Annotated in this window: 20 protein-coding genes; 11 read left to right on the top strand and 9 right to left on the bottom strand. The window is 65.6% G+C overall.

What is annotated here, in order from left to right:
* Positions 1-72 precede the first annotated feature (72 nt).
* Positions 73-1374, bottom strand: a complete 1302-nt coding sequence (locus ACQY4T_RS05125; RefSeq protein ID WP_428538573.1) for an MFS transporter — start codon at positions 1372-1374, stop codon at positions 73-75.
* A 288-nt stretch (positions 1375-1662) separates the two neighbouring features.
* A complete protein-coding gene (locus ACQY4T_RS05130; RefSeq protein WP_428543085.1) occupies positions 1663-1821 on the bottom strand; it encodes a hypothetical protein in 159 nt (52 codons plus the stop codon).
* Between ACQY4T_RS05130 and ACQY4T_RS05135 the strand changes: the two genes are divergently transcribed.
* Both ACQY4T_RS05135 and ACQY4T_RS05140 read left to right on the top strand, forming a co-directional pair.
* Positions 1783-1905 carry a nucleotidyltransferase domain-containing protein gene (locus ACQY4T_RS05135; RefSeq protein ID WP_428542729.1) on the top strand — a complete coding sequence of 41 codons (123 nt, stop codon included), beginning with the start codon at positions 1783-1785 and terminating at the stop codon, positions 1903-1905. The genes ACQY4T_RS05130 and ACQY4T_RS05135 overlap by 39 nt on opposite strands.
* Positions 1906-2050: 145 nt before the next feature.
* Positions 2051-2632 (top strand): LysE family translocator, encoded by a 582-nt coding sequence (locus tag ACQY4T_RS05140; RefSeq protein ID WP_428538575.1) that lies wholly within the window; start codon positions 2051-2053, stop codon positions 2630-2632.
* A gap of 175 nt (positions 2633-2807) precedes the next feature.
* On the opposite strand, the gene ACQY4T_RS05145 is transcribed toward ACQY4T_RS05140, so the two are convergent.
* Positions 2808-4664, bottom strand: coding sequence for a ribonucleoside-diphosphate reductase subunit alpha (locus ACQY4T_RS05145; protein WP_428542732.1), 1857 nt, complete (start codon positions 4662-4664; stop codon positions 2808-2810).
* 527 nt (positions 4665-5191) lie between these two features.
* Positions 5192-5893 (bottom strand): nitroreductase, encoded by a 702-nt coding sequence (locus ACQY4T_RS05150; RefSeq protein WP_428538577.1) that lies wholly within the window; start codon positions 5891-5893, stop codon positions 5192-5194.
* A 99-nt stretch (positions 5894-5992) separates the two neighbouring features.
* On the opposite strand from ACQY4T_RS05150, the gene ACQY4T_RS05155 reads away from it, so the two are divergent.
* Positions 5993-6244, top strand: coding sequence for a ribbon-helix-helix domain-containing protein (locus tag ACQY4T_RS05155; protein ID WP_428542735.1), 252 nt, complete (start codon positions 5993-5995; stop codon positions 6242-6244).
* 641 nt (positions 6245-6885) lie between these two features.
* Positions 6886-7746 carry a hypothetical protein gene (locus ACQY4T_RS05160; RefSeq protein ID WP_428538579.1) on the top strand — a complete coding sequence of 287 codons (861 nt, stop codon included), beginning with the start codon at positions 6886-6888 and terminating at the stop codon, positions 7744-7746.
* Positions 7747-7919: 173 nt separating this feature from the next.
* Here the strand turns inward: ACQY4T_RS05160 and ACQY4T_RS05165 are convergent, their stop codons facing one another.
* Positions 7920-8954, bottom strand: a complete 1035-nt coding sequence (locus ACQY4T_RS05165; protein ID WP_428538581.1) for an alpha/beta fold hydrolase — start codon at positions 8952-8954, stop codon at positions 7920-7922.
* 259 nt (positions 8955-9213) lie between these two features.
* Here ACQY4T_RS05165 and ACQY4T_RS05170 point away from each other — a divergent pair, with 259 nt between their 5' ends.
* From ACQY4T_RS05170 to ACQY4T_RS05190, 5 genes are all read left to right on the top strand, one after another.
* The gene (locus tag ACQY4T_RS05170; protein ID WP_428538583.1) at positions 9214-9915 is read left to right on the top strand and encodes a M48 family metallopeptidase; all 702 of its coding nucleotides are present in this window, start codon (positions 9214-9216) and stop codon (positions 9913-9915) included.
* A 166-nt stretch (positions 9916-10081) separates the two neighbouring features.
* A complete protein-coding gene (locus ACQY4T_RS05175; protein WP_428538585.1) occupies positions 10082-12178 on the top strand; it encodes a molybdopterin oxidoreductase family protein in 2097 nt (698 codons plus the stop codon).
* Positions 12179-12382: 204 nt separating this feature from the next.
* Positions 12383-13072: a dienelactone hydrolase family protein gene (locus ACQY4T_RS05180; protein ID WP_428538587.1), complete on the top strand. Its 690-nt coding sequence runs from the start codon at positions 12383-12385 to the stop codon at positions 13070-13072.
* Positions 13073-13127: 55 nt separating this feature from the next.
* Entirely contained in the window at positions 13128-13571 is a 444-nt protein-coding gene (locus tag ACQY4T_RS05185; RefSeq protein WP_428538589.1) for a type II toxin-antitoxin system RatA family toxin, read from the top strand.
* A 192-nt stretch (positions 13572-13763) separates the two neighbouring features.
* On the top strand, positions 13764-14045 hold the full coding sequence (locus ACQY4T_RS05190) for a DUF427 domain-containing protein (protein WP_428538591.1): 282 nt from the start codon (positions 13764-13766) through the stop codon (positions 14043-14045).
* Positions 14046-14186: 141 nt separating this feature from the next.
* Here ACQY4T_RS05190 and ACQY4T_RS05195 read toward each other — a convergent pair whose 3' ends face one another.
* Complete coding sequence (locus tag ACQY4T_RS05195) at positions 14187-16088, bottom strand: chloride channel protein (protein WP_428538593.1); 1902 nt, start codon at positions 16086-16088, stop codon at positions 14187-14189.
* A gap of 123 nt (positions 16089-16211) precedes the next feature.
* Positions 16212-17876 (bottom strand): phosphoenolpyruvate carboxykinase (ATP), encoded by a 1665-nt coding sequence (gene pckA / locus ACQY4T_RS05200; protein WP_428538595.1) that lies wholly within the window; start codon positions 17874-17876, stop codon positions 16212-16214.
* Between the two features lie 201 nt (positions 17877-18077).
* Here pckA and ACQY4T_RS05205 point away from each other — a divergent pair, with 201 nt between their 5' ends.
* On the top strand, positions 18078-19259 hold the full coding sequence (locus ACQY4T_RS05205; RefSeq protein WP_428538597.1) for an ISNCY family transposase: 1182 nt from the start codon (positions 18078-18080) through the stop codon (positions 19257-19259).
* Positions 19260-19568: 309 nt separating this feature from the next.
* Here the strand turns inward: ACQY4T_RS05205 and ACQY4T_RS05210 are convergent, their stop codons facing one another.
* Complete coding sequence (locus ACQY4T_RS05210) at positions 19569-20705, bottom strand: amidohydrolase family protein (protein WP_428538599.1); 1137 nt, start codon at positions 20703-20705, stop codon at positions 19569-19571.
* Between the two features lie 897 nt (positions 20706-21602).
* On the opposite strand from ACQY4T_RS05210, the gene ACQY4T_RS05215 reads away from it, so the two are divergent.
* On the top strand, positions 21603-22082 hold the full coding sequence (locus ACQY4T_RS05215) for a PEP-CTERM sorting domain-containing protein (RefSeq protein WP_428538601.1): 480 nt from the start codon (positions 21603-21605) through the stop codon (positions 22080-22082).
* Positions 22083-22256: 174 nt separating this feature from the next.
* Here ACQY4T_RS05215 and ACQY4T_RS05220 read toward each other — a convergent pair whose 3' ends face one another.
* The gene (locus ACQY4T_RS05220) at positions 22257-23213 is read right to left on the bottom strand and encodes a hypothetical protein (protein WP_428538603.1); all 957 of its coding nucleotides are present in this window, start codon (positions 23211-23213) and stop codon (positions 22257-22259) included.
* Positions 23214-23307 lie beyond the last annotated feature (94 nt).

Raw genomic sequence — 23307 nt, forward strand, 5'->3', positions numbered from 1 at the left:
AACGTCATCAGGCGTTTTGACCGCGGCCAAAAGTCAGCGCCGTTCCCGGTTCAACCGAGGCGCGGATGCGCCTTAAGCCACCGCCCCGATCAAATCCCCCCGCCGCTTCGGCAGGATAAGGTGAACCCCCAGCGTGGCCACGACATACGCACCCGCCCCGGCAAAGAACACCACCGTGTAATTATCATGCGTGGCATCCAGCACGTGCCCGACGACCACCGCCGAGAACCCGCTCAGCACCGAACTGATCCCCCCACCCAGCCCCACCGCGCCGGCGACCGCGCTGGTCGGCATGGTATCCGACACCAGAGTGAACAGATTGGCGGAGAACCCCTGATGCGCCGCCATCGCCAGCCCGATCAGCCCGACCGCGACCCAGATTTGTCCCACCATCGGCGCCATGAACACCGGCACCGTGCAGCAGGCACAGCCCAGCAGCGCTAGCTTGCGCGCGGTGAACACGCCGAAGCCCGCCTTGATCAACCGCCCCGACAGCCAGCCGCCCAGCACCGACCCCACATCGGTCATCAAATAGATCACCACCAGCGGCAGACCCAGCGCCAGCAGGTTCACATGGAACTTCGAGAACAGAAAGCTCGGCACCCAGTTGTTGTAGAACCACCAGACCGGATTGGTCAGCGCGCTGCCCAGGATATAGGTCCAGGTCCCCTGATACCCCAGCAGCTTGCCCCACGGGATCGGTTTCGCCGCCACGTCCGGCTCGCTGCGGATATACGCCAGTTCGGCGGCGGAAACCCTGGGGTGGCGGTCCGGCGCTCGATACATCACCAGCCAGAACGCGACCCAGATGAAGCCGACCGACCCGGTGACGTAGAACGCCGCTTGCCAGCCCCAGGTCGCGGTGACGAACGCCGCGATCAGCGGCGCCACCAGCCCGCCGACATTGCTGCCGGCGTTGAACACGCCGGTCGCCAGAGCTCGATCGCGCACCGGAAACCAGGTGGCGACCGACTTGATGCAGGTCGGGAAATTGCCGCCCTCACCCAATCCCAGCACGATCCGGGCCACGGCGAAGCCGGCGACCGACGTCACCAGCCCATGCGCGGTCGACGCCGCGCACCAGATCATCGCCGCCACTGCCAGTCCGATGCGGATGCCGACCTTGTCGGTGAACGCGCCCATGCTGGCATAGCCGGCCGCGTAGGCCATGCTGAACGCAAAGACGATGTTGCCGTAGTCGGTCTCGCTGAAATGCAGATCGCCCTGGATGGTCGGCTTCAGCACGCCCAGCAGGTTGCGGTCCATGTAATTGATCGTGGTGATCACGAACAGCAGTCCGATGATCACCCATCGATAATGCCCCGCCGGCGCGACCGCCGCCTGGCGCGATGGCGTATCCTGCGTCTGCAGCAACGCTCCCTCCCCGATCGAGACTTGGTGCCGGGTTCGCCCGACATTGGTTGTCGCCGACCGAAGCATCAGCGCTCCGATCCGTGGCGACCACTGCCATCAAACGCGCAACACCGCAATCCGCCCGGATCAGGCTTAACTTCATGCGCCTGGACACCCAACGCAGGATTCAAGCTCGCGGGACTTGCCGTCCCGGGGACCCGGGGAGTTGCCTTGCAGCATGACTCGCCGCCCGATAGGCTAACCGAGCCGTCCGGGGCCCTCATCGTTTCGGCTCCCAATCCTGCTACTCTACGCTTCGAGTTTGCAGGTCCAGTAGAGCGCATAGTGTCCCAAATTGTCGAAATCGACCCGGTTATGTTTCGCTTCCGCCAGTCCCTGCACGAGATCTACGGCGGCCAAATTGAACGGGTGGTACTGTTCGGTTCCCGCGCCCGCGGCGATGCCCATTCCGAGTCAGACTACGACATCGCGATTTCATCAAGAACTTCCAGGATAGCTGGGCCGAGATGGACCGCCTTGTGCCTGTGGTGATGGACGTGCTCTACGAAGATTTCGCTTTCATTCACGTTCTGCCGTTTCGGGCAGGCGCGTCTGAAGACCGAACACCGCTCATGCACCAAATCCGGCGGCACGGCCGGGATCTGTGACCCCTGAGGCCGAGCCGGAGTAAATGACGATGCCGACGCTCTCGCTGCTCGGCTCCATTCTGGTCGTGCATTGGCTGCTGACGATGACTCCAGGCGCCAACGCCGTACTCGTTGCGCAGACCGCCGTCGCAAGCGGGCGTGTCAACGCCATCGCGGTGATCGCGGGCATCTGCGCCAGCGGTGCGATATGGGTGACCAGCGCGAGTCTGGGCCTCAAGGCCGTGTTCCTGGCGTTTCCCTGGCTTTATACCTTCATGTCCTATGCCGGCGCCGCCTATCTAATCTGGCTCGGAGTCAAGCTCTTGCGTTCGAAGCCCGAGCCCATCGAAAGTCAGTCCGCCGGAGGTGCGCCGCAGCGTTTGGCCGTGAGCTTCGCGCGGGGGTTCATATCCAACATCACCAACCCGAAAACCCTGGTCTATTTCTCCAGCGTGTTCGGCACCTTCATGCCGCCGGACGCCGGCCCGGCTACGGTGATTGCTGTCGTGCTGGTCACTTGGTTCTGCAACTTCGGCTGGTATGGAGGCCTTTCGTTCCTACTCTCCGGCGGGACCGCACGACGAATGTATGGACGGTTGGGAACGATCAACCGCATAGCGGGGGGGCGATGATTCTGTTCGGCCTGCGGATGGCGGCCGCTCGCCCGCAGTGATAGCGATCTTTGGTCGCACAAAACGTCGCACCGAAAAGCCCGGCTGCGGGCTTCGAGGCCGCCGCCTTTGCTAATGTCGCTGCCGCATAGGAAATAAATGGCTAGGGGCGCGGGCGCTGACGCCCCGACCCCCCTCACTGACACGCCAGACACTCCTCGTAATCCGTCGCGTTCCCCGCCATCGCCACCAGCGGCAAGCGCCCCTGCTCGTCATTCGCCGGCAACGTCGCACCCAGCATCAACCCGGTGAACGCTGCCGGCGCCACGCCCCGGTCGCTCACCGTATCAGCCCGCGCGATCGACAGGCTGCGGCAATAATACAGCGACTTCACCCCCCGCTTCCACGCCAGGAAATGGATCTGGTGCAAGTCCCGCTTATGCACATTGGCCGGCAGGAACACATTCACCGACTGGCTCTGACAAATGAACCCCGCGCGGTCCGCCGCATGCTCCACCACCCAGCGCTGATCCAGTTCGAACGCCGTCTTGTAGACCGCCTTCTCCGGCTCGCTTAGGAACGGCAAATGCTGCACGCTGCCCTTGGTCGTGGTGATCGACGACCATACTTCTTCCGTATCGAACCCCTTCGCCGCCAGCAGCTTCTGCAAATGCCGGTTGCGCACCGAAAAACTCCCCGACAGCGTCTTCTGCAAAAACACATTCGCCGCGATCGGCTCGATCCCCGGCGACGAATTCCCGGCAATGATCGAAATCGACGCCGTCGGCGCCACCGACATCTTGTGCGAGAACCGCTCCTTCACGCCATACTCCGCGGCATCCGGACAAGCCCCCCGCTCCCCGGCCAGCTTGACCGACGCCGCATCCGCCTGCGCTCGGATATGGCGGAAAATCTTCTTGTTCCAGACCTTCGCCACCACGCTCTCCCACGGCACGTCGAGCGCCTGAAGAAACGAGTGGAACCCCATCACCCCGAGCCCCACCGAACGCTCCCGCATCGCCGCGTAGCGCGCCTTCTCCATCCCCGCCGGCGCGCGATCGATGAAATCCTGCAGCACGTTGTCGAGGAACCGCATGATGTCCTCGACGAACGTCGGGTGACCCTCCCACTCCGACCAGTTCTCCAGGTTCAGGCTGCACAGGCAGCACACCGCGGTGCGTTCCCTGCCATGCTGGTCCGTCCCGGTCGGCAAGGTGATCTCGCTGCACAAGTTGGACGTCTTCACCTCCAGCCCGGCCAACTTGTGGTGTTGCGGCCGCGCATCGTTGACGTGATCCGAGAACACCAGATACGGTTCCCCGGTCTCGATCCGCGCGGTCAGGATACGCACCCACAACGCCCGCGCCGAGATCGACCGCACCACCGACTTGTCCTTCGGCGACAGCAGCGACCACGGCCCGTCGTTCTCCACCGCGCGCATGAACGCATCCGGGATCTGCACGCCATGATGCAGGTTCAGCGCCTTGCGGTTCGGATCGCCCCCGGTCGGGCGGCGGATCTCGATGAACTCCTCGATCTCGGGATGCCACACCGGCAAATACACCGCCGCCGACCCGCGCCGCAGCGACCCCTGGCTGATCGCAAGCGTCAGGCTGTCCATCACCCGGATGAACGGGATCACGCCCGAGGTCTTGCCGACCGCCCCGACCTTTTCCCCGATCGAGCGCAGATTGCCCCAATACGACCCGATCCCGCCGCCCTTCGACGCCAGCCAGACATTCTCGTTCCACAACCCCAGGATACCGTCCAGGCTGTCGCTCGCCTCGTTCAGGAAGCACGAGATCGGCAGCCCGCGATTGGTGCCGCCATTCGACAGGATCGGCGTCGACGGCATGAACCACAGCTTGCTCATGTAGTCGTACAACCGCTGCGCATGCGCGTGGTTGTCGCCATACTGCGACGCAACGCGCGCGAACAGGTCCTGGAACTCCTCGCCCGGCATCAGATAGCGATCGGTCAAGGTGGCGCGGCCGAAATCGGTCAACAACGCGTCGCGCGACCTCTCGACCCGAACTTGATAACGACCTGGCATCTGAACGGCATCGAGCACGGCGGTCTCTCCTGGCAACGTCACATCGCGAATGATCTTTCTCCCTCAGGCGGTTGGATTCGCTGCAAACTATATATGGGCGAACCAGATGAATTAACCACTATATAGAGCGTTTGTGGCCCGATTACCACGACTCGATCTCGCTACAGCAGACGCCGGTCCAGGCCGCTGAACGGCGCTCATGCAGCAAGACAATTGCCGCAACAGGGACACGCGCCCCCGCCGCATGTTCCTGTCATGTTCCAAGGAACCAGGGGCCAGGTCAATCTAAATCGCCCGCCTAACTCGCCGCCCGCCTAACTCGCCGCCCGCCCAAATCAGCAGCCCGCCCAAATCGCCGCCCGCCTAACTCGCCGCCCACATAATCGTAGGCCGCCTAAATCGCAGTCCGCCCAACTCGGCGTCCGCGCTACCGCCCGGGCGCGCACCACCCTGTCCGACGATGAAAGCGCCCCCATGATGAAAGCACCCCAATGATGGCAGCACGTCGAACCTCCCGCCCGGCGCGGTCAGCTCGCCGTCGGCGAGCCGTCGAACCCGGCGAACCGCATGAACGAGCCTGCTGGCGCCCGTGACGTGACCAGGCCGTTCTCCGGCGCGTCCGGATCGGCGAACCCCAAGGCCATGCCACAGACCACGGTATCCTCCTCGCCCAGGCCAAGCACCGGTCGGATCACCCGGTGGTACTGCGTCCAGGCAGCCTGCGCGCAAGTGTCCAGGCCGAGGCCACGCGCCGCGGTCATGACGTTCTGCAGGAACATGCCGTAATCCAGCCAGGACCCTGTCGCCAGCCGTCGGTCGATGGTGAAGATCATCCCGACCGGCGCATCGAAGAACTGAAAGTTACGGCGATGCTGCGCCTTCATCTTCGCCGCGTCGCCCTTGCCGATGCCCAAGCGCCCATACAGGTCCCAACCCACCGCCCGGCGCCGTGACAGATAAGGCTCAAAAAAACTGTCGGGGTAATACTGCACCTCTTGGCGGTGCCCCGCTTCGCCGGCATCGTACACCGCCTGCACCGCCGCGATCAGCGCATCCCTCGCACCTCCCGCCACCACATACCCCCGCCACGGCTGCATGTTGGTCCCGCTCGGAGCCCGCGCCGCGGCGTCCAGGATCGCCGCCACCGTCGCCGCCGGCACCGCGGTCGGCAGAAACCGCCGGATCGACCGGCGGGAGGTGATGGCGTCGTCAACCCTGTTCAATCGCAAGATACTGATCCGACCAGCCTGGAAATTCTTCATACGTATGAGAAAGTGTGACGTGGAGTTTGCCGGAGACTCAGTACGGCGGAGATAGAAAGATTAACAATCACGCTACCGTCAGATATGGCCGCAGCGGTCAAAGGCGCGGTTCAGGGCGGCGATTACGCATCCAGCAGCGAGGTCGTGCGCGAGGCTTTGCGTGACTGGAAGCTGAAACGCTCTCTCCAGTTGAAAGAGATGGAGGCGCTCAAAGCCGACATCGACAAGGGGCTAATCGATCTTACTCAAGGCCGGGTGCAAGACTTCAATATTGATCGCATCGTTGCGCGGGGGAGAAGACTATTAGCTGCCCGTTAGCCCTCCACCTGACCGCAACCGCCGAGCGAGCCTTGCCGAAATCTGGTCTACTATCGCAAGCAACGCGTCCGAGGAAATAGCGTCAGTTGCTCGATCTTGGCGTCGATCAGCCGAGACGGGGACAGGCCCGTGGCCGTTGCGCTTTTTCCCATCCTGTTCGCAGCCCCCTTCGGCGTTTTTTCCATCCTGCGGGGTATAGCAGTAGGACGCTTACCATGCTGGTTCCACCTGCAGCCGCGACTTGACCATAACGCTGCAAGCACTCGCATACGGTCCGTTCCATCATCGCAGCGGCTTTCGGTGACACCGCATGATCGGCATGCCTGCAGATATCGCGGTCTGTGGCGCCGAGCAGGATCAAACAGCGGACAGCAAGGTGTGAACCAACTCACAGACAGAAAACCTGAAGCGCGCTCTTATCTCGAAGCGCCGATGATCCTGCGTTCGGTTTCACGGGCATCGGCGACGGCCAACACAAGCGGCGGCGTTTCGAAACCGCCTGGCAACAGGTCCAGAAAGCCCAAGCAGTTACGCTCAAGTATATAGGTCAACCAATGTTGGAAGCCGTGTTCGCGACTATAGGCATCCAATATTCGCTGTGACTTCGCATGCAAAAGTCATCAATCGTAAGGGAGTTTCAAATGGTTGCGCGCACATGGATCGGCGGCGGGACTAACTCGGCAACAGACCCGGCGAATTGGTCACCGGCCGGGGCGCCGGTGCCGGGTGATTCCCTGACCATGAGCAACGGGACGATGAACATCGATCTCACCGATCTCGATCCTCCGGGTCAATTTCTGGTAAATGGAACCGCCGCCATCAACATGGTCGCTGCGACCGTGTGTCCGATCAATACTGGGAATAACGGCAACAACCTCACCATCAACATGCGTGGTCCGGTCAGCACCTCGATCAATCAGGGTGGTGGCTCAGTCACGCTAGATTTGGCTGGAGCGTGGTCCGGAACCATCAATCAAAGCGCCCTGCCAGGCAGTGGTACACTGACAGTAAACGGTGGTGTTCTTGTCCATTCGGGTAACTCGGTAATTGGTCCTGACGGCAGTAGCGCAAGGATCAACTCCGTCGTACTGGGCACTGGCTCTTTCACGATCACCAATTTCCACGGCGGCACGGGCATCCTGGAATTCTCCAAGGCGGTCGGCCCCGGACAAACCGTGACGGTTTCCAACGGATTTGACGGCCAGGCCGTATTGATCATCAATGATCCGAGTGCCTTTTTCGGCACGGTCCTGCTGCAAGGCAATCCGGCAGACAAAACGGAGGTCTCCGTTATTCACCTCAACAACCTGGTGGGGGCAGACAGCTATTCTTTCGCAGGTGACATTCTGTCGCTCTGGGATGCCGGCCGAGTCATAGACACGCTTTCCCTGACCAGCGCCACCGCCTTCAGTATCGTGAAGCCCAACCCTACCTCGGTGGCCATCTATGTCGGCGCCGGGACACCGCCGGCCGGTACGCCACTACCGGTGCATCCACAATAGCCAGGACGGCCGGCAAACAGGGCATTGCAATCAGGATGGCGCGGCACTCGACATCCTGGTTCAGCCAGGCGGGGAACCGTATTCATCGACGGCCGCAGCCATGCAATCGGCTTCGATTGACGCATTCGTATCAACCCGAACTACTCATCAGGGATCATCAATCGGTCAGAAGATCACCCCCTCGCCTCCAGCCGGGCAACGAACGCACGCAACGCCGGCGCCCACTTGCCCGCATCCGCGCCCGAAGCCAGATGCCCGTGCTCACTATCGATCTCGACATAATCCGCCTCCACCCCCGCACCGCGCAGCCCCGCCATCACCCCCGGCGCCAGGCTGGGCGGAAACAGCACATCGGTGCGCGACAGCACGTAAAGCACCGGCACCCGGATGCGCCCAAAATCCTTCGCGACATCGTAACGACCCATCGCGTCTCCCAGGATGAACAGCGAGTTCGCATCGAACCCATCCGCCCAGGCCGACGCAATCCGCCGCAACTCCGCACCGCGCGCCGTCGGGTCGGGAAACCGCTCCGCCAGGCTATCGGCGAGCCCATAGCGCGTCAGCGTGTCCACCCGCAGCGCGGTCAGCGTGTCATGCACGCCGCCGGCGTCGTAGTAATCGCCGCCGTTCCAGTTCGGGTCCTTGTCGAACCATTGCAGCAGACCCTCGATCCGGTCCGACGCCGGCGGCAACGGTGACGTCACCACCGGCGCCACCCCGTCCATGAAATCGGGAAACGTCACCGCCCACTGGAACGCCTGGAACCCGCCATAGGAAGGCCCCACCACCAGCCGCAGATGCCTGATCCCCAGATGCTCCAATAATCGCCGCTGTGCCGAAACGACATCCACCACCGACAGCTTCGGAAACCGTGACCCATACGGCTTGCCCGACCGCGGATCGATCGAGGCCGCGTTGGTCGACCCAAAGCTCGACCCCAGCATGTTGCTGCACACCACGAAGTAGCGGTCGGTGTCGATCGGCGCGCCAGGCCCGACCAGCGTGCTCCACGCCCCCTCCGACGACGCCACGCCCGGTTCGATCATCCGCGGCCCGCTGGTGTAGCCATGCGTGACCAGGACCGCGTTGCGTCCATCCGGCGCCAACCGGCCGCGGGTGACATAGGCCAGCGTCACCTCCGGCAGGCTGCCGCCGCCGCTCAAGCCAAAGTCGGTGAACGAGAAGCTGGCGTGTTCGGCATCGGACATGGCGGCACTCCCGGGCGACTGACGATCAGGGTGCCATCGCCCGCCCCGGCAAGCGAATCAGCGCCCGCGACGGCGATCGACCGCCGGGGCTGCCCTGGACGCGGCTGTCGCCGGCGCTGCCCTGGACGCAGCCGCCGCCGGCGCGCAGGCCCCGGTTCAGCCCAGGCTTGGCCCCCGTCCAGCCCAGGAACGGCCCGGGGTCGGACCGCGCCGCGACCGCCCATTGACGAATCGGCGCAACTCCTGCGCATTCACCACCATGGACGATCTCCAGCCTGAGACACTCGCGCTGCCGTCCGGGCCGGCTCGGGTCGAATGGCGCCGCAGCGCCCGGGCGCGCCGAGTGTCGCTGCGGATCGACCCGGCCGGAGGCATCGTCGTCGTGACCCTGCCGACGCGAGCCAGCCGCAAGTCCGGCATGGCCCTGCTCATGGGGCACGCCGACTGGGTCGCCGACCGGCTGGCCGCGCTGCCCGCTGCGATCATCTTCGGCGATGGCGCACTGGTGCCGATCTGCGGCGTGCCGCACCGCATCCGCCACGACCCGGCGGCGCGTGGCGGCGCGTTCCTGCTGCATTGCGAATTGCACGTCGCCGGCGCCCCTGAATTCCTGCCCCGCCGAGTGCGCGACTTCCTGCGCCAGGAAGCCCGCCGCCGGCTCGGCGCGCTGACCACGGCCAAGGCCGGGCTGATCGGCGTCATGCCAAAGCGAATCATCATCAAGGACACCACCAGCCGATGGGGAAGCTGCGCCCCAGACCGCACGCTGGCGTTGAGCTGGCGCCTGGTGATGGCGCCCAGCTTCGTGCAAGACTACGTCGTCGCCCATGAGGTCGCGCATCTGCGCCACATGAACCACGGCCCGCGGTTCTGGGAACTGGTGGACGAACTGACGCCGCACACCCGGAAAGCGATCCCGTGGCTGCGCAATGACGGCGCCGGACTGCTGCGCATCGGCTAAGCAGAGCATCGCGGCCTGGGCGGAACCACCGTGATCATGCCACAAAACAGCCAGCGAAACCGTTTTCGGCCTGCACGGTCACGCTGAAATGGTCTGCTGACGCGCAGCGGACAAGCCGCGATACGCACAGTTCCAGTGCCGCCGAAGATGCTCTACCGTGTCCGCCATGAGCAGCGCCATCCAAGCCTCGGCTATCAAAGCATCGGTGTGCCCGCACGACTGCCCCTCGACCTGCGCCCTGGCGATCGAGGTGATCGACGGTCGCCAGATCGGTTCGGTGCGCGGCGCTGAGGACAACGACTACACCGCCGGCGTGATCTGCGCCAAGGTATCGCGCTATCGCGAGCGTATCCACCACCCCGACCGGCTGACCCAGCCATTGCTGCGCACCGGACCAAAAGGCGCCGGACAGTTCCGCCCGATCGCCTGGGACGAGGCGCTCGACCGGATCGCCGAACGGTTCGCCGCCGATACGGCGAAATGGGGCAGCGAAGCGGTCTGGCCATTCTACTATGCCGGCACCATGGGCCTGGTGCAGCGCGACGGGATCAACCGGCTGCGCCACGTGATGCGCTACTCGCGGCAGAAATTGACCATCTGCACCTCGCTGCCCGATATCGGCTGGCGCGCCGGCATCGGCGCCGCCCGAGGCGTCGACGCTCGGGAAATCGCCAAGTCCGACCTGATCGTGGTGTGGGGCGGCAACCCGGTCGCCACCCAGGTCAACGTCATGACGCATGTAGCGCGCGCCCGCAAGGAACATGGCGCCAAGTTGGTCGTGGTCGATCCCTATCGCACGCCGACCGCCGCCGCCGCCGACCTGCACCTGGCGCCGCAGCCCGGCACCGACGCCGCGCTGGCCTGCGCGGTGATGCACGTCGCGTTCCGCGACGGCTGGGCCGATCGTAACTACATGCGTGATTACGCCGACTGCCCCGACGCACTGGAAGCGCATCTGCGTGACCGCGGACCGGCGTGGGCCGCAGCCATCACCGGCGTCCCAGCCGCCCAGATCGAGGCCTTTGCGACGTTGTATGGACAGACCAGACGCAGCTACATCCGCTGCGGCTACGGCTTCGCGCGCAGCCGCAATGGCGCGGCGGCGATGCACGCGGTCACCTGCCTGCCCACCGTCACCGGCGCATGGCAACACGAAGGCGGGGGCGCCTTATGGTCGAACCGCAGCATGTATCACTGGGACAAGACGCTGATCGAGGGACTGGACGCACTCGACCCGTCAATCCGCGTGCTCGACATGAGCCGGATCGGCAGCGTGCTGACCGGCGACCGTTCCGAACTCGGCTCCGGACCGGCGGTGCATTCGATGCTGATCCAGAACCAGAACCCGCTGACCGTCTGCCCCGACAGCAACCGGGTGCGCAAGGGCTTCGGCCGCGACGACCTGTTCGTCGCCACCCACGAACAGTTCCTGACCGAAACCGCGCGCTGGTCCGACATCGTGCTGCCGGCGACGATGTTCATGGAGCACGACGACATCTACCAGGCCGGCGGCCACAGCCATATCCAGATCGGCGCCAAGCTGATCGAACCGCCAGGCGAGTGCCGCTCGAACCACGAGGTTCTGCAAGGGCTGGCATCGCGCCTCGGCGCCAACCATCGTGGCTTCGAAATGACCGCGCTGCAAGTGGTCAACGCGACACTCAGCGCCTCGGGCTACCCAGACGCCGAAACCGTGCGGCAAAAGCGCTGGATCGACGAGATGCCGCCGTTCCGCACGGCGCATTTCCTCGATGGCTTCCCAACCCCGGACCGGCGCTTCCATTTCGCTCCCGATTGGAAAACGCTGGGCGACCGGCACGCCGTGATGCCGGCGCTGCCCGATCAACTCGACAACACCGAGACCGCCGGCGCCGATGCGCCGTTCCGCCTGGTGACGGCGCCGGCGCGCAGCTTCCTGAATACTACTTTCAGCGAAATGAACTCGGGCCGCAAGCGCGAGGGCCGGCCCACCGTGCTGATGCATGCCGAGGACGCCAGGCGCCTCGGACTGGTGGACGGTTCCAAGGTGCGGCTGGGCAACATCCGCGGCGAGGTCATCCTGCACGCCAGGATCGTCGACGGTCAGCAGCCAGGCGTGCTGGTCGCCGAAAGCATCTGGCCGAGCGAATGTTTCGAAAGTGGAATTGGGATCAATGCGCTGACCAGTGACGACCCGGGTCCGCCGTGGGGCGGCGCGGTGTATCACGATACCGCCGTCTGGATGCGCGAAGAGGTCTCCGAGATCGCCCTGGCGGCCGACTGAACGTCGCCCAGATCGTCTTGGCAACGACCGGAGCGCGGCCCGAGATCGCCCTGACCAACTGAACGCGGCGGGGCACATTTTCCAGTCCCTCCACTTGCGGTCCTGGCAGGCCCGAGGCAGACCCTTCGAACGCATGAGGAGCACGTGATGCCGAACCAGCAAGTCACTATCCGGACGCGCGATGGCGATTGCCCGTCCCACGTCATGACCCCGGCCAGCGGCGGCCCGTGGCCCGCGGTGATCTTCTACATGGACGCCGGCGGGATCCGACCGGCGGTGCTCGAAATGGCGCAGCGGCTCGCCGAGGCCGGCTATGTCGTTTTGCTGCCGGACCTTTTCTACCGTTATGGCCCATACGGGCCGTTGGTGCCCAAGGAGGTCTTCGCCGGCGACGTGCGCGCCATCCTCGGTCCGTTGATGGCCACCACCGGCAACGACAAGGCGGCCGAAGATACAGCGTCCTTGCTCGCCTACCTCGACACGCGCAACGACGTCGCGGCCCGCAAGCTCGGTGCGGTGGGTTTCTGCATGGGCGGCGGCATGGCGCTCGCCGCGGCGGGGACCTACCCCGATCGGTTCGCCGCAGTGGCCAGCTTCCATGGCGGCAATCTCGCGACCGACGCGCCGACCAGCCCGCATCTGCTCGCGCCCAAGCTCAAGGCCGAGGTCTATGTCGCCGCCGCCGAGAACGACGCCAGCTACCCGCCGGCGATGGCCGAGCGGCTCGAGCAGGCGCTGGCCCAGGCCGGCGTGCGCTACAGCACGGCAACCTACCCCGCCGCGCACGGCTGGATGAAGCCGGACTTCCCGGTTTATGATCAGGCCGCCGCCGAACGCGGCTGGGTCGAGATGCTCGCGCTGTTCGCGCGGAACTTGCACCAGGTGGGTGACTGACGCCCCGGATGCTACGCTGGCTTTCGTGCCTAGGCCGGGTCAAAAGGACGATCGGATGCCAAGCCACTCCGAACAAAAACTGTTGCCATATTCCCCCGACCAGATGTTCGACATGGTCGCTGACGTCAGGGATTACCCCCGGTTCGTCCCATGGTGCCAAGCCGCGCGGGTCCGCCAATCCGGGCAGTCCCTGATTGTCGCGGACCTCATGATCGGCTTCGGCCCGTTCCGCGAGAGCTTCACCAGCCATGTCCATCTTGATCGTCCGCGTGAGGTGATGGTGCAGGCGGCTGACGGACCGCTCGAACACCTCTCCAACCAATGGGTGTTCACCCCGGTCAAGGATGGCACCCAGGTCGACTTCGCGGTTGACTTCCGATTCAAGAGCCATTTGCTCGACCACGCCGCCAACGCGATGTTCCACGACGCATCGATGCGCTTGATGGACGCGTTCGAGGCGCGGGCACACAGTCTTTACCATCCTGCCCCGAACGGATGATCCGGCGCAGCGCCAAACCGTCCGGCGCGGAGTGCCGCCGGACACCCGGGGCGAGCGGACCGGAGGCGGCGCCCCCAGACACCCGGGGCGAGCGGCCGGAGGCGCGATGACGACCTCCCGGCGCGTGGACGAACGAACAGCTAGCGCAATCCCGCCCGCGTCCCTATCTGCACATCTCAGGAGGACGAACCCATGCAAGCAACCCTCAGCGGACACGTCATCGCCGACAGCAGCGACATCGTCGAGAGCGGTGGATACGCCTACTTCCCGGCCAGCGCGACGCGGCTGGAATGGCTCGCCAAGGCGCCGAAGACCGCATCGGACCTGGAATGCCCGCACGGCGTGCAGTTCTACGACGCCACCATCGACGGCCAGCGCCACGAACGCGCCGCCTGGTCGTATGAGCGACCGCAACCGAAGATGCAGGCGGTCGGCGGCCGCTTCGGCTTCTGGAAGGACGTCAAGGTCGCTTGATCCGACGCTTCGGCTGTAGCGTTCCGGCCGCGGTGGCGGACCGGGCCCACCTGCATCCAGCCCACCGGCATCGGGCCCGCTGGCACAGGGCCAACTGCCACAGGGCCCGCCGGCCATTGGCCGCGACAGTCCCGACACCGGTCAACTGGGATAGATCTGCACGCTGCGGGCGACCGTATCCGCCACGTGCTCCTTGGTCACCACGCCGACCACCCGTTCGGTGCCGTCGTCGCGGCTGACCACGATGGCCATCGCGGCGTTCTGGTTCCACATCGTGGTGATCACGTCGAACGCGACCTCGGTTTCCCGCACCACGGTGAACCGCGGCTGCACCAGATCGCCCAGCGGCACTTCGCTGGCGGCCACACCCAGGGTGCGGCGCAGGTCGGTGTTGACCCGGATGCCGCCGATCACCTCGCCGTCCCGGGTCACCACGACATGGCGCAAGCCGCCGCCCTCGGCCGAGAGTTCCAGGAACCGCGAGAACGGCGTTGCCTGGTCCAGCACCAGCACGTCGCGCTCCATGATGTCGGCCGCGGCGCGCACCAGGAACATGTTGGCGTGCAAGGCCTTGGGAATCGGATGGCCGCGGCGCACCAGCTTCAGGGTGTAGATGTTCTCGTTCGACAGCATGCGCCGGACGCCCAGGCCCAGCGCCACCGCCAGGATCATCGGCAGCACGATCTGATAGTCCAGCGTCATCTCGAAGATCATCGTCACCGCGGTCATCGCCGCGCCTGTCCCGGCGCCGACCATCGCGCCCATGCCGACCATGGCGAACGCCGGCACGCTGATCGGCAGCCCCGGCATCACGATCTGCACCAGCGATGCGAACGCCGCGCCGAACGCCGCGCCCATGAACAACGAGGGTGAGAAGATGCCGCCCGACGACCCCGATCCGAGGCTGATCGAGGTCGCCAGCAGCTTGGCCACGAACAGCAGCAGCAGGAACGCGGCGCCGCCGATCGGCCCACCGCCGAACAGACCGCCGCCGATCTGCCCAACACCGATCTGGTTATGCAGCATGGCCTGGATCGAGGAATAGCCGACGCCCTCGATGTAATAGTGCCCGGCCTTCGTCCACAGCACATACATCAGCACGCCGACCAGCAGCATGCCGAGGATGTGGCGGATGTAGCGCCCGGGGACGAGGTCGAAGCCATCCTCGATCCAGTGCAGGCCGCGGATGAAGCCGGCCGCGGCGACGCCGATCAGCGCGCCCAGCACCGCATACAGCAGCAACGTCACCGCCGAACTGACGTCGTTGGGGATGGCGGTCAGGTTGTGCGGCACGTTGAACGCCGGCTGGTCGCCGAAGAACAGCCGGCCGATGAAAGTCGCCGTGCCGGTCGCCACCGCCACCGGCAGGAAGGTGTTGACGCTGATCTCGGGCAGCATCAGTTCGGTGGCGAACAGCACCCCGCCGATCGGCGTGTTGAAGGTCGCCGCAATGCCGGCCCCAGCCCCGGCGGCGACCAGGGTGATGCGCTGGCCGGCCTGCATCCGGATAACCTGGCCCAAGGTGGACCCTAGCGCCGATCCGATCTGGATGATCGGGCCCTCGCGCCCAACCGCCGCACCGGTGCCGATGGCGATCGCCGAGGCGATCGATTTCACCACCGCCACCACCGGGCGGATGATGCCCTGCTGGTAGTAGATCGCGTCCATCACCTCGGGCACGCCGTGGCCCTTGGCCTCGGGGGCGAAGTTCGACACGATCCAGGTGACGCCGATGCCGCCGATCACTGGCACCAGGATGATCGCCGCGCCCCACGGATTGAACGGGGTGAAACTGGAGGAATCGTAGGCGAACGAGAACTGGCCCAGGAAGAAGGCGTTGTGCACCAGCCCGATCAGGTCGCGGAACACCACCGCACCGAGGCCGGTGATGACGCCGACCACCAGCGCCAGCAGCGACAGCACCAGCAGGCGCAGGCGCCGGACCGATTGTTCCGGCTCCTCGGCCGGTGCCGGCGGGGCTCGGGTGGCGGTGGCAACCGTCGGCCTGGCGTCGGGTTCCGTGGATGCTGAATCAACCGCCATTCCGCCACCTTTGGTTGGCTGTCGCGGCCGCGCCGCTTCAGAAAGTATAAAGTATCCGGTTCGGCTGCTCTCGCAGCGCTGCTCCGACCGCGCCCGGTCACGCCCCGGAGCGTCACCTGGGGGTCAGGCCGCGGCGCGGATTGCCACGGCCTTGACGTCGTCGCCGACGCCGGCTTCGAAGCCGGCGAAATTCTGCTCGAAACGCGCGATCAGGTGTTTCGCCAGCTTGTCGTAGGCGGCCTTGTCGGCCCACGATTTGCGCGGGTCCAGCACGTCGTCGGGGATGCCCGACACGTGTTCGGGAATCGCCAGGCCGAAGAACGGTTCCTTGTGGAACGCCATCTTGGTCAGCGACCCATCGAGCGCGGCGCGCAGCAGGGTTCGGGTGTGCTTGATCGACATCCGTTCGCCGGTGCCGAACGGGCCGCCGCTCCAGCCGGTGTTGACCAGCCAGCAGGTGGCGCCGTGGCGCGCGATCAGGTCGGCGAACATGCGGCCGTAGACCTCGGGCCGGCGCGGCAGGAACGGGTGGGCGAAGCAGGTGCTGAAGGTGGCATTCGGCTCGTCTCCCATGCCTTTCTCGGTGCCGGCGACCTGGGCGGTATAGCCGGACAGGAAGTGATACATCGCCTGCGCCGGGGTCAGCCGCGAGATCGGCGGCAGCACGCCGAACGCGTCGCAGGTCAGCATGAACACATTCTTCGGCTGACCGCCGCGGCCGGACAGGTCGACGTTGGGGATGAATTCGACCGGGTAGCAGGACCGGGTGTTCTCGGTCAGCGAAGCGTCGGTCAGGTCGAGGTTGCCGTGGCGGTCGCCGACGACGTTCTCCAGCACCGAACCGAAGCGGTTGGAGGCGGCCCAGATCTCGGGTTCGGCCTCCTGCGACAGGTTGATCACCTTGGCGTAGCAGCCGCCCTCGAAGTTGAAGGTGCCGTCGGGGCCCCAGCCGTGCTCGTCGTCGCCGATCAGCCGGCGGTCGGGGGCCGACGACAGCGTGGTCTTGCCGGTGCCGGACAGGCCGAAGAACAGCGCGACGTCGCCGGCGTCACCGACATTGGCGCTGCAGTGCATCGGCATGACGCCCTTGGCCGGCAGCAGCCAGTTCATTACGGTGAAGATGGATTTCTTCACCTCGCCGGCGTATTCGCTGCCGGCGATCAGGATCGTCTTCTGCTCGAACGACAGCGCGATGGTGGTCGAGGAGCGCACGCCGTCGATCGCGGGGTCGGTGTGGAACAGCGGCGCGTGCAGGATGACGTAGTCCGGCTGGAAGCTGGGGAGGTCGGCCTCGGGCGGGCGGATGAACATGTTGCGGGCGAACAGCGCGTTCCAGGCCTGGGTGGTGACCAGGCGGACGCGCACCCGATGTTCGGGGTCGGCGCCGGCATAGAGGTCCTGGGTGAACAGTTCCTGGCCCTGCAGGTAGGCCTGCACGCGGTGCTTGATGGTGTTGAAGCGGTCCACCGGCATCTTCTGGTTGACCTTGCCCCACCAGATATCGGCGTGGACGGATGGTTCATCGACCACGAACTTGTCCTGCACGGAGCGGCCGGTGTGGACGCCGGTCTGCACCATGAAGGCGCCGTCGATCGACAGGCGGCCTTCGTCGCGGCGCAGTGCCTCGGCTACCAGAGCCGGCGCGGCCTGGTTGGCGTGCACCGGGCGGGAGGCATACACCCCGGTGCCGGCGAGCGCCTTGGCGGCTTGTTTCTTCCACGCATTGTTGTTCGCGGGGGCGTGAGTCAAGGGTCTGTTTCCTACCTTCGTCAACGTTCGGCCGGCCATCCACCGGCACGACCGAGCCGGTCCCGGCCGAGTGTCGGCCGGTGCTGGCTGGGTGCCGATTGGGCATGGTAAGAATGGACTATAGGCAAGCCCAGCCGAATGACAAACGCGCTAGTGCTCCGAGTGTCGGTAGCACACGATATGTCCGGTTTAGGTAGCACACGATCTGTCCGGTGATGCGGGGCTCTTTGGAGAGCCTGGATGCGCCGGACGGAAGCCCTACAGGGTGTGCGGGTGATCAAGTTCCGGAGCGAGTTCGAGCGCCATGAAGCCGGTGAGCTCAACCAGATCGATGCGGCGGCGCTGCTTGGCGTCAACGAGCGGACGCTCCGGCGTTGGTGCGTGCGGTTCGACGACGCCGGCGAGAGCGGGCTGTTGGACCGGCGTCTCGGCCAGGTGTCGGGCCAGCGGGTGCCGAGCGAGCGCGAGGCGCAGATCGAGACCCTGTATCGCACCCGCTACAGCGGCTTCACGGCGAAGCACTTCCACGAGCACCTGGTGCGCGATCACGGCTTCGCCTGGGGCTACACCTGGACCAAGGTGTTTCTGCAATCGAACGGCTTGCTGCCACGCGCCACAACGCGCGGCGCGCATCGCTGCAAGCGGCCGCGCCGGCCGCTGCCCGGGATGATGCTGCATCAAGACGGCTCGCGCCACGGCTGGATTGGCGGGCTCGATGCGATGGACCTGATCGTGACCATGGATGATGCGACGAACACGATCTACTCGGCCTTCGTGTGCCCAGAGGAGGGCACCGTCTCGACGTTCCAGGCGCTGCTGCAGGTGTTTGGCGAGCATGGCTTGCCGCTGAGTTTGTATACCGACCGTGGCAGCCATTACTTCCACACGCCGCGGGCTGATGGGCCGGTCGATCGCCAGTCTCCGACCCAGGTTGGCCGGGCGTTGGCGCAACTGGGTGTGGAACATATCGCGGCCTACTCCCCCGAGGCACGGGGCCGCTCGGAGCGTCTGTTCGCGACCTTGCAGGACCGGCTGGTGAAGGAGTTGGCGTTGGCTGGGATCGGCACGGTTGCGGCGGCCAACGATTTCATCCGTGAGGTCTATATGCCGGCCCACAACGCCCGGTTTGCGGTGCAGGCGGAGCAGGATGGCTCGGCCTTCGTGGCGATCAGCGGGGTCGATTTGGCGGAGATCTTGTGTGTGCAGGAGGACCGCCAGGTGGGCCACGACAACACCGTGGTGTTCCACCAGCTGCGGCTGCAGATCCCGCCCAGTCCGCTGCGGGCGCATTTTGTCAAAGCGACGGTGAAGGTGCGGCGGTATCACGACGGCAGCCACGCGATCTTCCACGGGCCGCGTTGCCTTGGCCGCTACGACGGGCACGGCGCGTTGCGGGCCGGTGCTTTGGGCGCGGCGGCATGACGCCCAACCAAGTCAGCGCCGGTGGATTTATGGATAACGCCAGCGCGTTACCCACAACTCCACCGCCACCGCATCAGCCGCAGCAAGCCCAAGCGCTGTCTATTTCGCCAAGCAACAGCCCCCCGGGGAGATGACGAACATCGGTCGCCTGATGCGCCGCCAGAGCGACCGTCGGTTTGTCCACGCCGGATAGGCGGGGACAAAACGGCAACAAGCGGACAATTAGAGTGCTACCTAAACCGGACAAGTTAATTAGCTATCGACACGCGCTAGTGCCCCGAGTCTGAAGTTCGCCTTATCGGGCGAGCATCAGGCTCGCGACGCTAGCTCTTTCAGTGGCCTGCCGATCTGGGGCCGGAGCCCAGTCAGCGCATCGGCCATCGGCAGGCTGCGCGGGGTGATCCGGTCGGCGCCGCGATGCGCCCAGTCGTGACTGGGGACGGCGGCGATCATGCGGGCCTGGGCCTCGGTCAGTGCGGCCAGTGCGGCGGCGTGGTCCACGGTGAGCACCGTGGCCCGTGCACCACCAGGTGGCCGTCGATGAACACCTGCTCGATCGCCCGGTCGGCAGCGGTGTAGACCAGTGATCGCAGCGGGTCGTGCGCCGGCATCATCCAGGGGTTGGTCAGATCGACCAGCACCAGATCGGCCTTGGCGCCGGGTTGCAGCCGGCCGATATCGGTCCGCCCCAGCGCCCCAGCGCCCCAGCGCCTGGGCGCCGCCGGCGGTGGCGGCATGGAACACCTCGTTCAGCGAGGTCGCGGTGATGTCCTCGGCCGCGATCCGGCCGATTGTGGCGGCGAGGCGGATTTCCTCGATCAGGTTGTGGGGGGCGACGTCGGTGCCGATGCCGAGGTTGACCCCGGCGCTGCGGTAGCGGCCGAAGTGTTCCAGGGTCTGGCCATAGCGGGCGAACGGCGAGGGGCAGTGGGCGACGTTGGTTGCGGTCTCGGCCAGGATCGGCAGGTCGCGATCGGTGTGCCAGCGCGTCCAGGAATGCCGGTCGATGAAGATGGCGTGGCCGAGGATGGTGCTGCGGTCGAAAATACCGAGTTGGTTGGCCCACTGCACCGGGGTGATGCCGTGGCGACTGGTCATCTCGTTGAACTCGTTGACGCTTTGCGAGCAGTGGGTGGTGAAGGGGAGGTTTTTCTCGAGCGCGGCGGCGTGGCTTTCGCGCAGCAGGTCGGCGGTGCCGGTGTCGATCTGGGCCGGCGAGACGATGCCGGATAGGCGGCCGCTGGGGTCGGCCTGGGCTTGCTCGATCAGTCGCAGCGCGGCGTCGAGGCCGGCGCGGCCGGCGGGTTCGTCCCAGGCATATTTCAGTTGCCAGTGGTTTTCCAGGTGCCAGTGGGCGGAGGCGAAGCTGGGGGCCGCGAACACCCGCAGGCCGGAGCGGGCGGCGAGTTCGATCCAGCCCTGATCGATGCCGGACAGGTCGGCCACGGTGGTGGTGCCGCTCGGCAGCAGTTCGGCGTAGTGCGACGGTCTTGGCGGCGAGGCGGGCGGGCGCGTCGGGGTGGAAGGCGAGGCCGCGTTCGTAGAGTCCGGTCATGAACATGCTGGGCAGGCCGTGTTCCTCGCGCAGGCCGCGGAACAGGGGTTCGCTGCTGGGGTGGGCGTGGATGTTCACCAGGCCGGGCATGACCATGCGGTCGGTGCCGTCGATTTCGCTGTCGGCCGGGCCGCTATAGCGGCGGCCGATGAAGCTGATGCGGTCGGCCTGGAACACGAGATCGGCGTTGCGCAGATAGGCGTGCCTGGCGGTGGCGGGGTCCCAGGCGATGATCCAGGCGGCGTTGCGGATGCAGGTTGTCGGCATGGCTCGGGTCCTGGCGGGTTCGGGGATCATGGCAGGGCTTTCGGGCGCTGATAAGTTGGGGGACGCGGATCGGCGCCGATGCTGCGCGACCTGGGTGGCCTGATGGATGCCGGCGATGCCGACGCGCTTCCCCGACTGCGTGCCGATGTCGGGGGGGGTGTCGTTCCGACTGCGCGACGGAGACCCGCGGCTGGCGCGCGGATGTGACGGTTCGGTCTGGCTGATTGTTGGCATGTCGATCCACCCGCCTGGGCTGCTTCACGGCTGTCGGAATGTTTTACAGCGCACGGAGGTAATGCCAGCGGGTCGGACGAATCCAGCAACGATATCAATGAGTAACGAGTTGGCATCGTACTTGCTACTGTAACGATGTCCAATCGTGGACGATGTCCAATCGTGGACGATGTCCAATCGTGGACGATGTCCAATCGTGGACGATGTCCAATCGTGGACGATGTCCAATCGTGGACGATGTCCCGATCCTGGGCGGTTTGAAGTTCGGAGACTGAGTGATGCGGACGATGTTGCTTTCAACTATCTTCGGCGCGGTGTTGGCGTTCTCGACGGTGGCGCGTGCCGACAACTACCAGATCGACTACACGACGATGAGCGGCGATTCAGCCAGCCTGCTGGTCTCGGCGACCGAGACTCCGGTTGGTGGTCCGTTCACGGTGACGGCGATCAGCGGCGAGCGCGACGGTCATGCGATCACCGGCTTGTCGACCTACGCGTCGTCTGATCAATTGTTGTTCGCGGCGGACCCATATGTCGATTTTTCGGGGTTGTCGTTTTCCACGTCGACCGGGGACTACAACCTGTTCACCAACAACGGTGTGTATGCCGAGATCGACAGCAATGTGGACTCGGTCGGGTATTCGTCGAGCGGCGTCACGCTGAAGTCGGTGGCGGTGACTGACGTGCCCGAGCCGGCATCGATTGCGGTGCTGGCGATGGGCTTGCTGGGTGTGTCTGTCGCCGCCCGCAAGCGCAAGATGATCTGATTGGACGGCCGCTGGGGCGGGTCCGGCCTCGGCGGTTTGGACTGGCGCGCGGCGTCCGACAGGGACGGCGCGTTCGCCGTTGGCGGTGACTGCCGGACGACAGGGGCTGCGAGCCTGACCGCGCGGTGGCTTGTCGTTTCGTTAGATTGTTGGAACGTTTGGTTCAGCGCCGCTTTATGGTGTGGGGACGTTGCCGGCCTGGCCGGGCTGAGCGTGCAGCATGGCGTGCCGCGCAATCGCTGCCTCGGGTGCCGAGGATGCGGCGTCGTCGGCCACGGCCTGAAGGTCGGCGAGCATCGCCTGGGCGTTGTGCCGCATGATCGCGAGATCGGTGGTGAATTCCGGGTCGCCGATGACGGCTGAGCCCGGGTAGGCTGATGGCGGGACGGCGGATGCTCGGTTCGGCGGCCGATGCCCCGCCGGCGGGGGCGCCGACGCCGCGTGCGCCGCGGTCGGTGATCTCGCTGGCCGGCCGGACCGAGCCGGCGACCGGGGTTCCGACCGGGGCTGGGTCTGGCATGGCGGCTGCGATGCGGCCGTGAGGTCGGGTTGGGCCTGGGCCTGGCATTGGGCCGGGGATTGCGAAGTGGGGTGAGCGGGCGGCTGGGATCGTGCGGTGCGTTCGGGTTGGGTGGGCGCCTGCGATGGCGCCGAAGCAGCGGCCGACGACGGGTGCGGCTGGGTCGGCGGCACCTGGCGCGGCGGCGTGGCGGGCCGCGGCGGAGCCTCTGGCGCGGGCCGTGACGCGGGCATCGGCGCGGTCGCGGCGGCCGGCGTCGTCTGCTTTTCGGGTTGGCTTCTAATCGCTTGCAGGGCCTTGCGACACTGATCGGCGGAGCGGCCGAGGGCGATGGCATTGCGGCGGTATTGCAGGATCAGCGAGTCGGTCAGATGCGGTTGCATCGACAGTCTGAGACTGTCCATCGCCGCGGCGGCATAGCCGAGTGAACGGCCGGCGAGGTCGTATTCCTCGGGGGTGTCGGCGCGGCAGGCCTGGATCATCTCCCCGATCGCGTTCAGGGCGAGGGTTCTGTCGCCTTTGAAGCCGGGGGCGTGGAACGGCAACAGGCAGCCGAGGGCGGTGATGAACAGCGCCTTGTTGGCATCACGGTTTGGCTGTGGGTGGGACATGAGGCGGGGCCCTTTTGGCGTTTTGGTCGGTCGCGCGTTTATGATATGTTCTTTTGTTTCTACCTCAAGTTGTGGAGGAACACAACAGGAAAGT

Origin of the sequence: Rhodopila sp. (assembly GCF_965277825.1) — a bacterium.
Classification (GTDB): Bacteria; Pseudomonadota; Alphaproteobacteria; order Acetobacterales; family Acetobacteraceae; genus Rhodopila.

Excerpts from the sequence above, each read along its gene's own strand:
- ACQY4T_RS05130 (WP_428543085.1), bottom strand. The coding sequence starts at position 1,821 with ATGGGCATCGCCGCGGGCGCGGGAACCGAACAGTACCACCCGTTCAAT.
- ACQY4T_RS05140 (WP_428538575.1), top strand. The coding sequence starts at position 2,051 with ATGCCGACGCTCTCGCTGCTCGGCTCCATTCTGGTCGTGCATTGGCTG.
- ACQY4T_RS05145 (WP_428542732.1), bottom strand. The coding sequence starts at position 4,664 with ATGCCAGGTCGTTATCAAGTTCGGGTCGAGAGGTCGCGCGACGCGTTG.
- ACQY4T_RS05160 (WP_428538579.1), top strand. The coding sequence starts at position 6,886 with ATGGTTGCGCGCACATGGATCGGCGGCGGGACTAACTCGGCAACAGAC.
- ACQY4T_RS05165 (WP_428538581.1), bottom strand. The coding sequence starts at position 8,954 with ATGTCCGATGCCGAACACGCCAGCTTCTCGTTCACCGACTTTGGCTTG.
- ACQY4T_RS05170 (WP_428538583.1), top strand. The coding sequence starts at position 9,214 with ATGGACGATCTCCAGCCTGAGACACTCGCGCTGCCGTCCGGGCCGGCT.
- ACQY4T_RS05175 (WP_428538585.1), top strand. The coding sequence starts at position 10,082 with ATGAGCAGCGCCATCCAAGCCTCGGCTATCAAAGCATCGGTGTGCCCG.
- ACQY4T_RS05180 (WP_428538587.1), top strand. The coding sequence starts at position 12,383 with ATGACCCCGGCCAGCGGCGGCCCGTGGCCCGCGGTGATCTTCTACATG.
- ACQY4T_RS05185 (WP_428538589.1), top strand. The coding sequence starts at position 13,128 with ATGCCAAGCCACTCCGAACAAAAACTGTTGCCATATTCCCCCGACCAG.
- ACQY4T_RS05190 (WP_428538591.1), top strand. The coding sequence starts at position 13,764 with ATGCAAGCAACCCTCAGCGGACACGTCATCGCCGACAGCAGCGACATC.
- ACQY4T_RS05195 (WP_428538593.1), bottom strand. The coding sequence starts at position 16,088 with ATGGCGGTTGATTCAGCATCCACGGAACCCGACGCCAGGCCGACGGTT.
- pckA (WP_428538595.1), bottom strand. The coding sequence starts at position 17,876 with ATGGCCGGCCGAACGTTGACGAAGGTAGGAAACAGACCCTTGACTCAC.
- ACQY4T_RS05205 (WP_428538597.1), top strand. The coding sequence starts at position 18,078 with ATGCGCCGGACGGAAGCCCTACAGGGTGTGCGGGTGATCAAGTTCCGG.
- ACQY4T_RS05215 (WP_428538601.1), top strand. The coding sequence starts at position 21,603 with ATGTTGCTTTCAACTATCTTCGGCGCGGTGTTGGCGTTCTCGACGGTG.
- ACQY4T_RS05220 (WP_428538603.1), bottom strand. The coding sequence starts at position 23,213 with ATGTCCCACCCACAGCCAAACCGTGATGCCAACAAGGCGCTGTTCATC.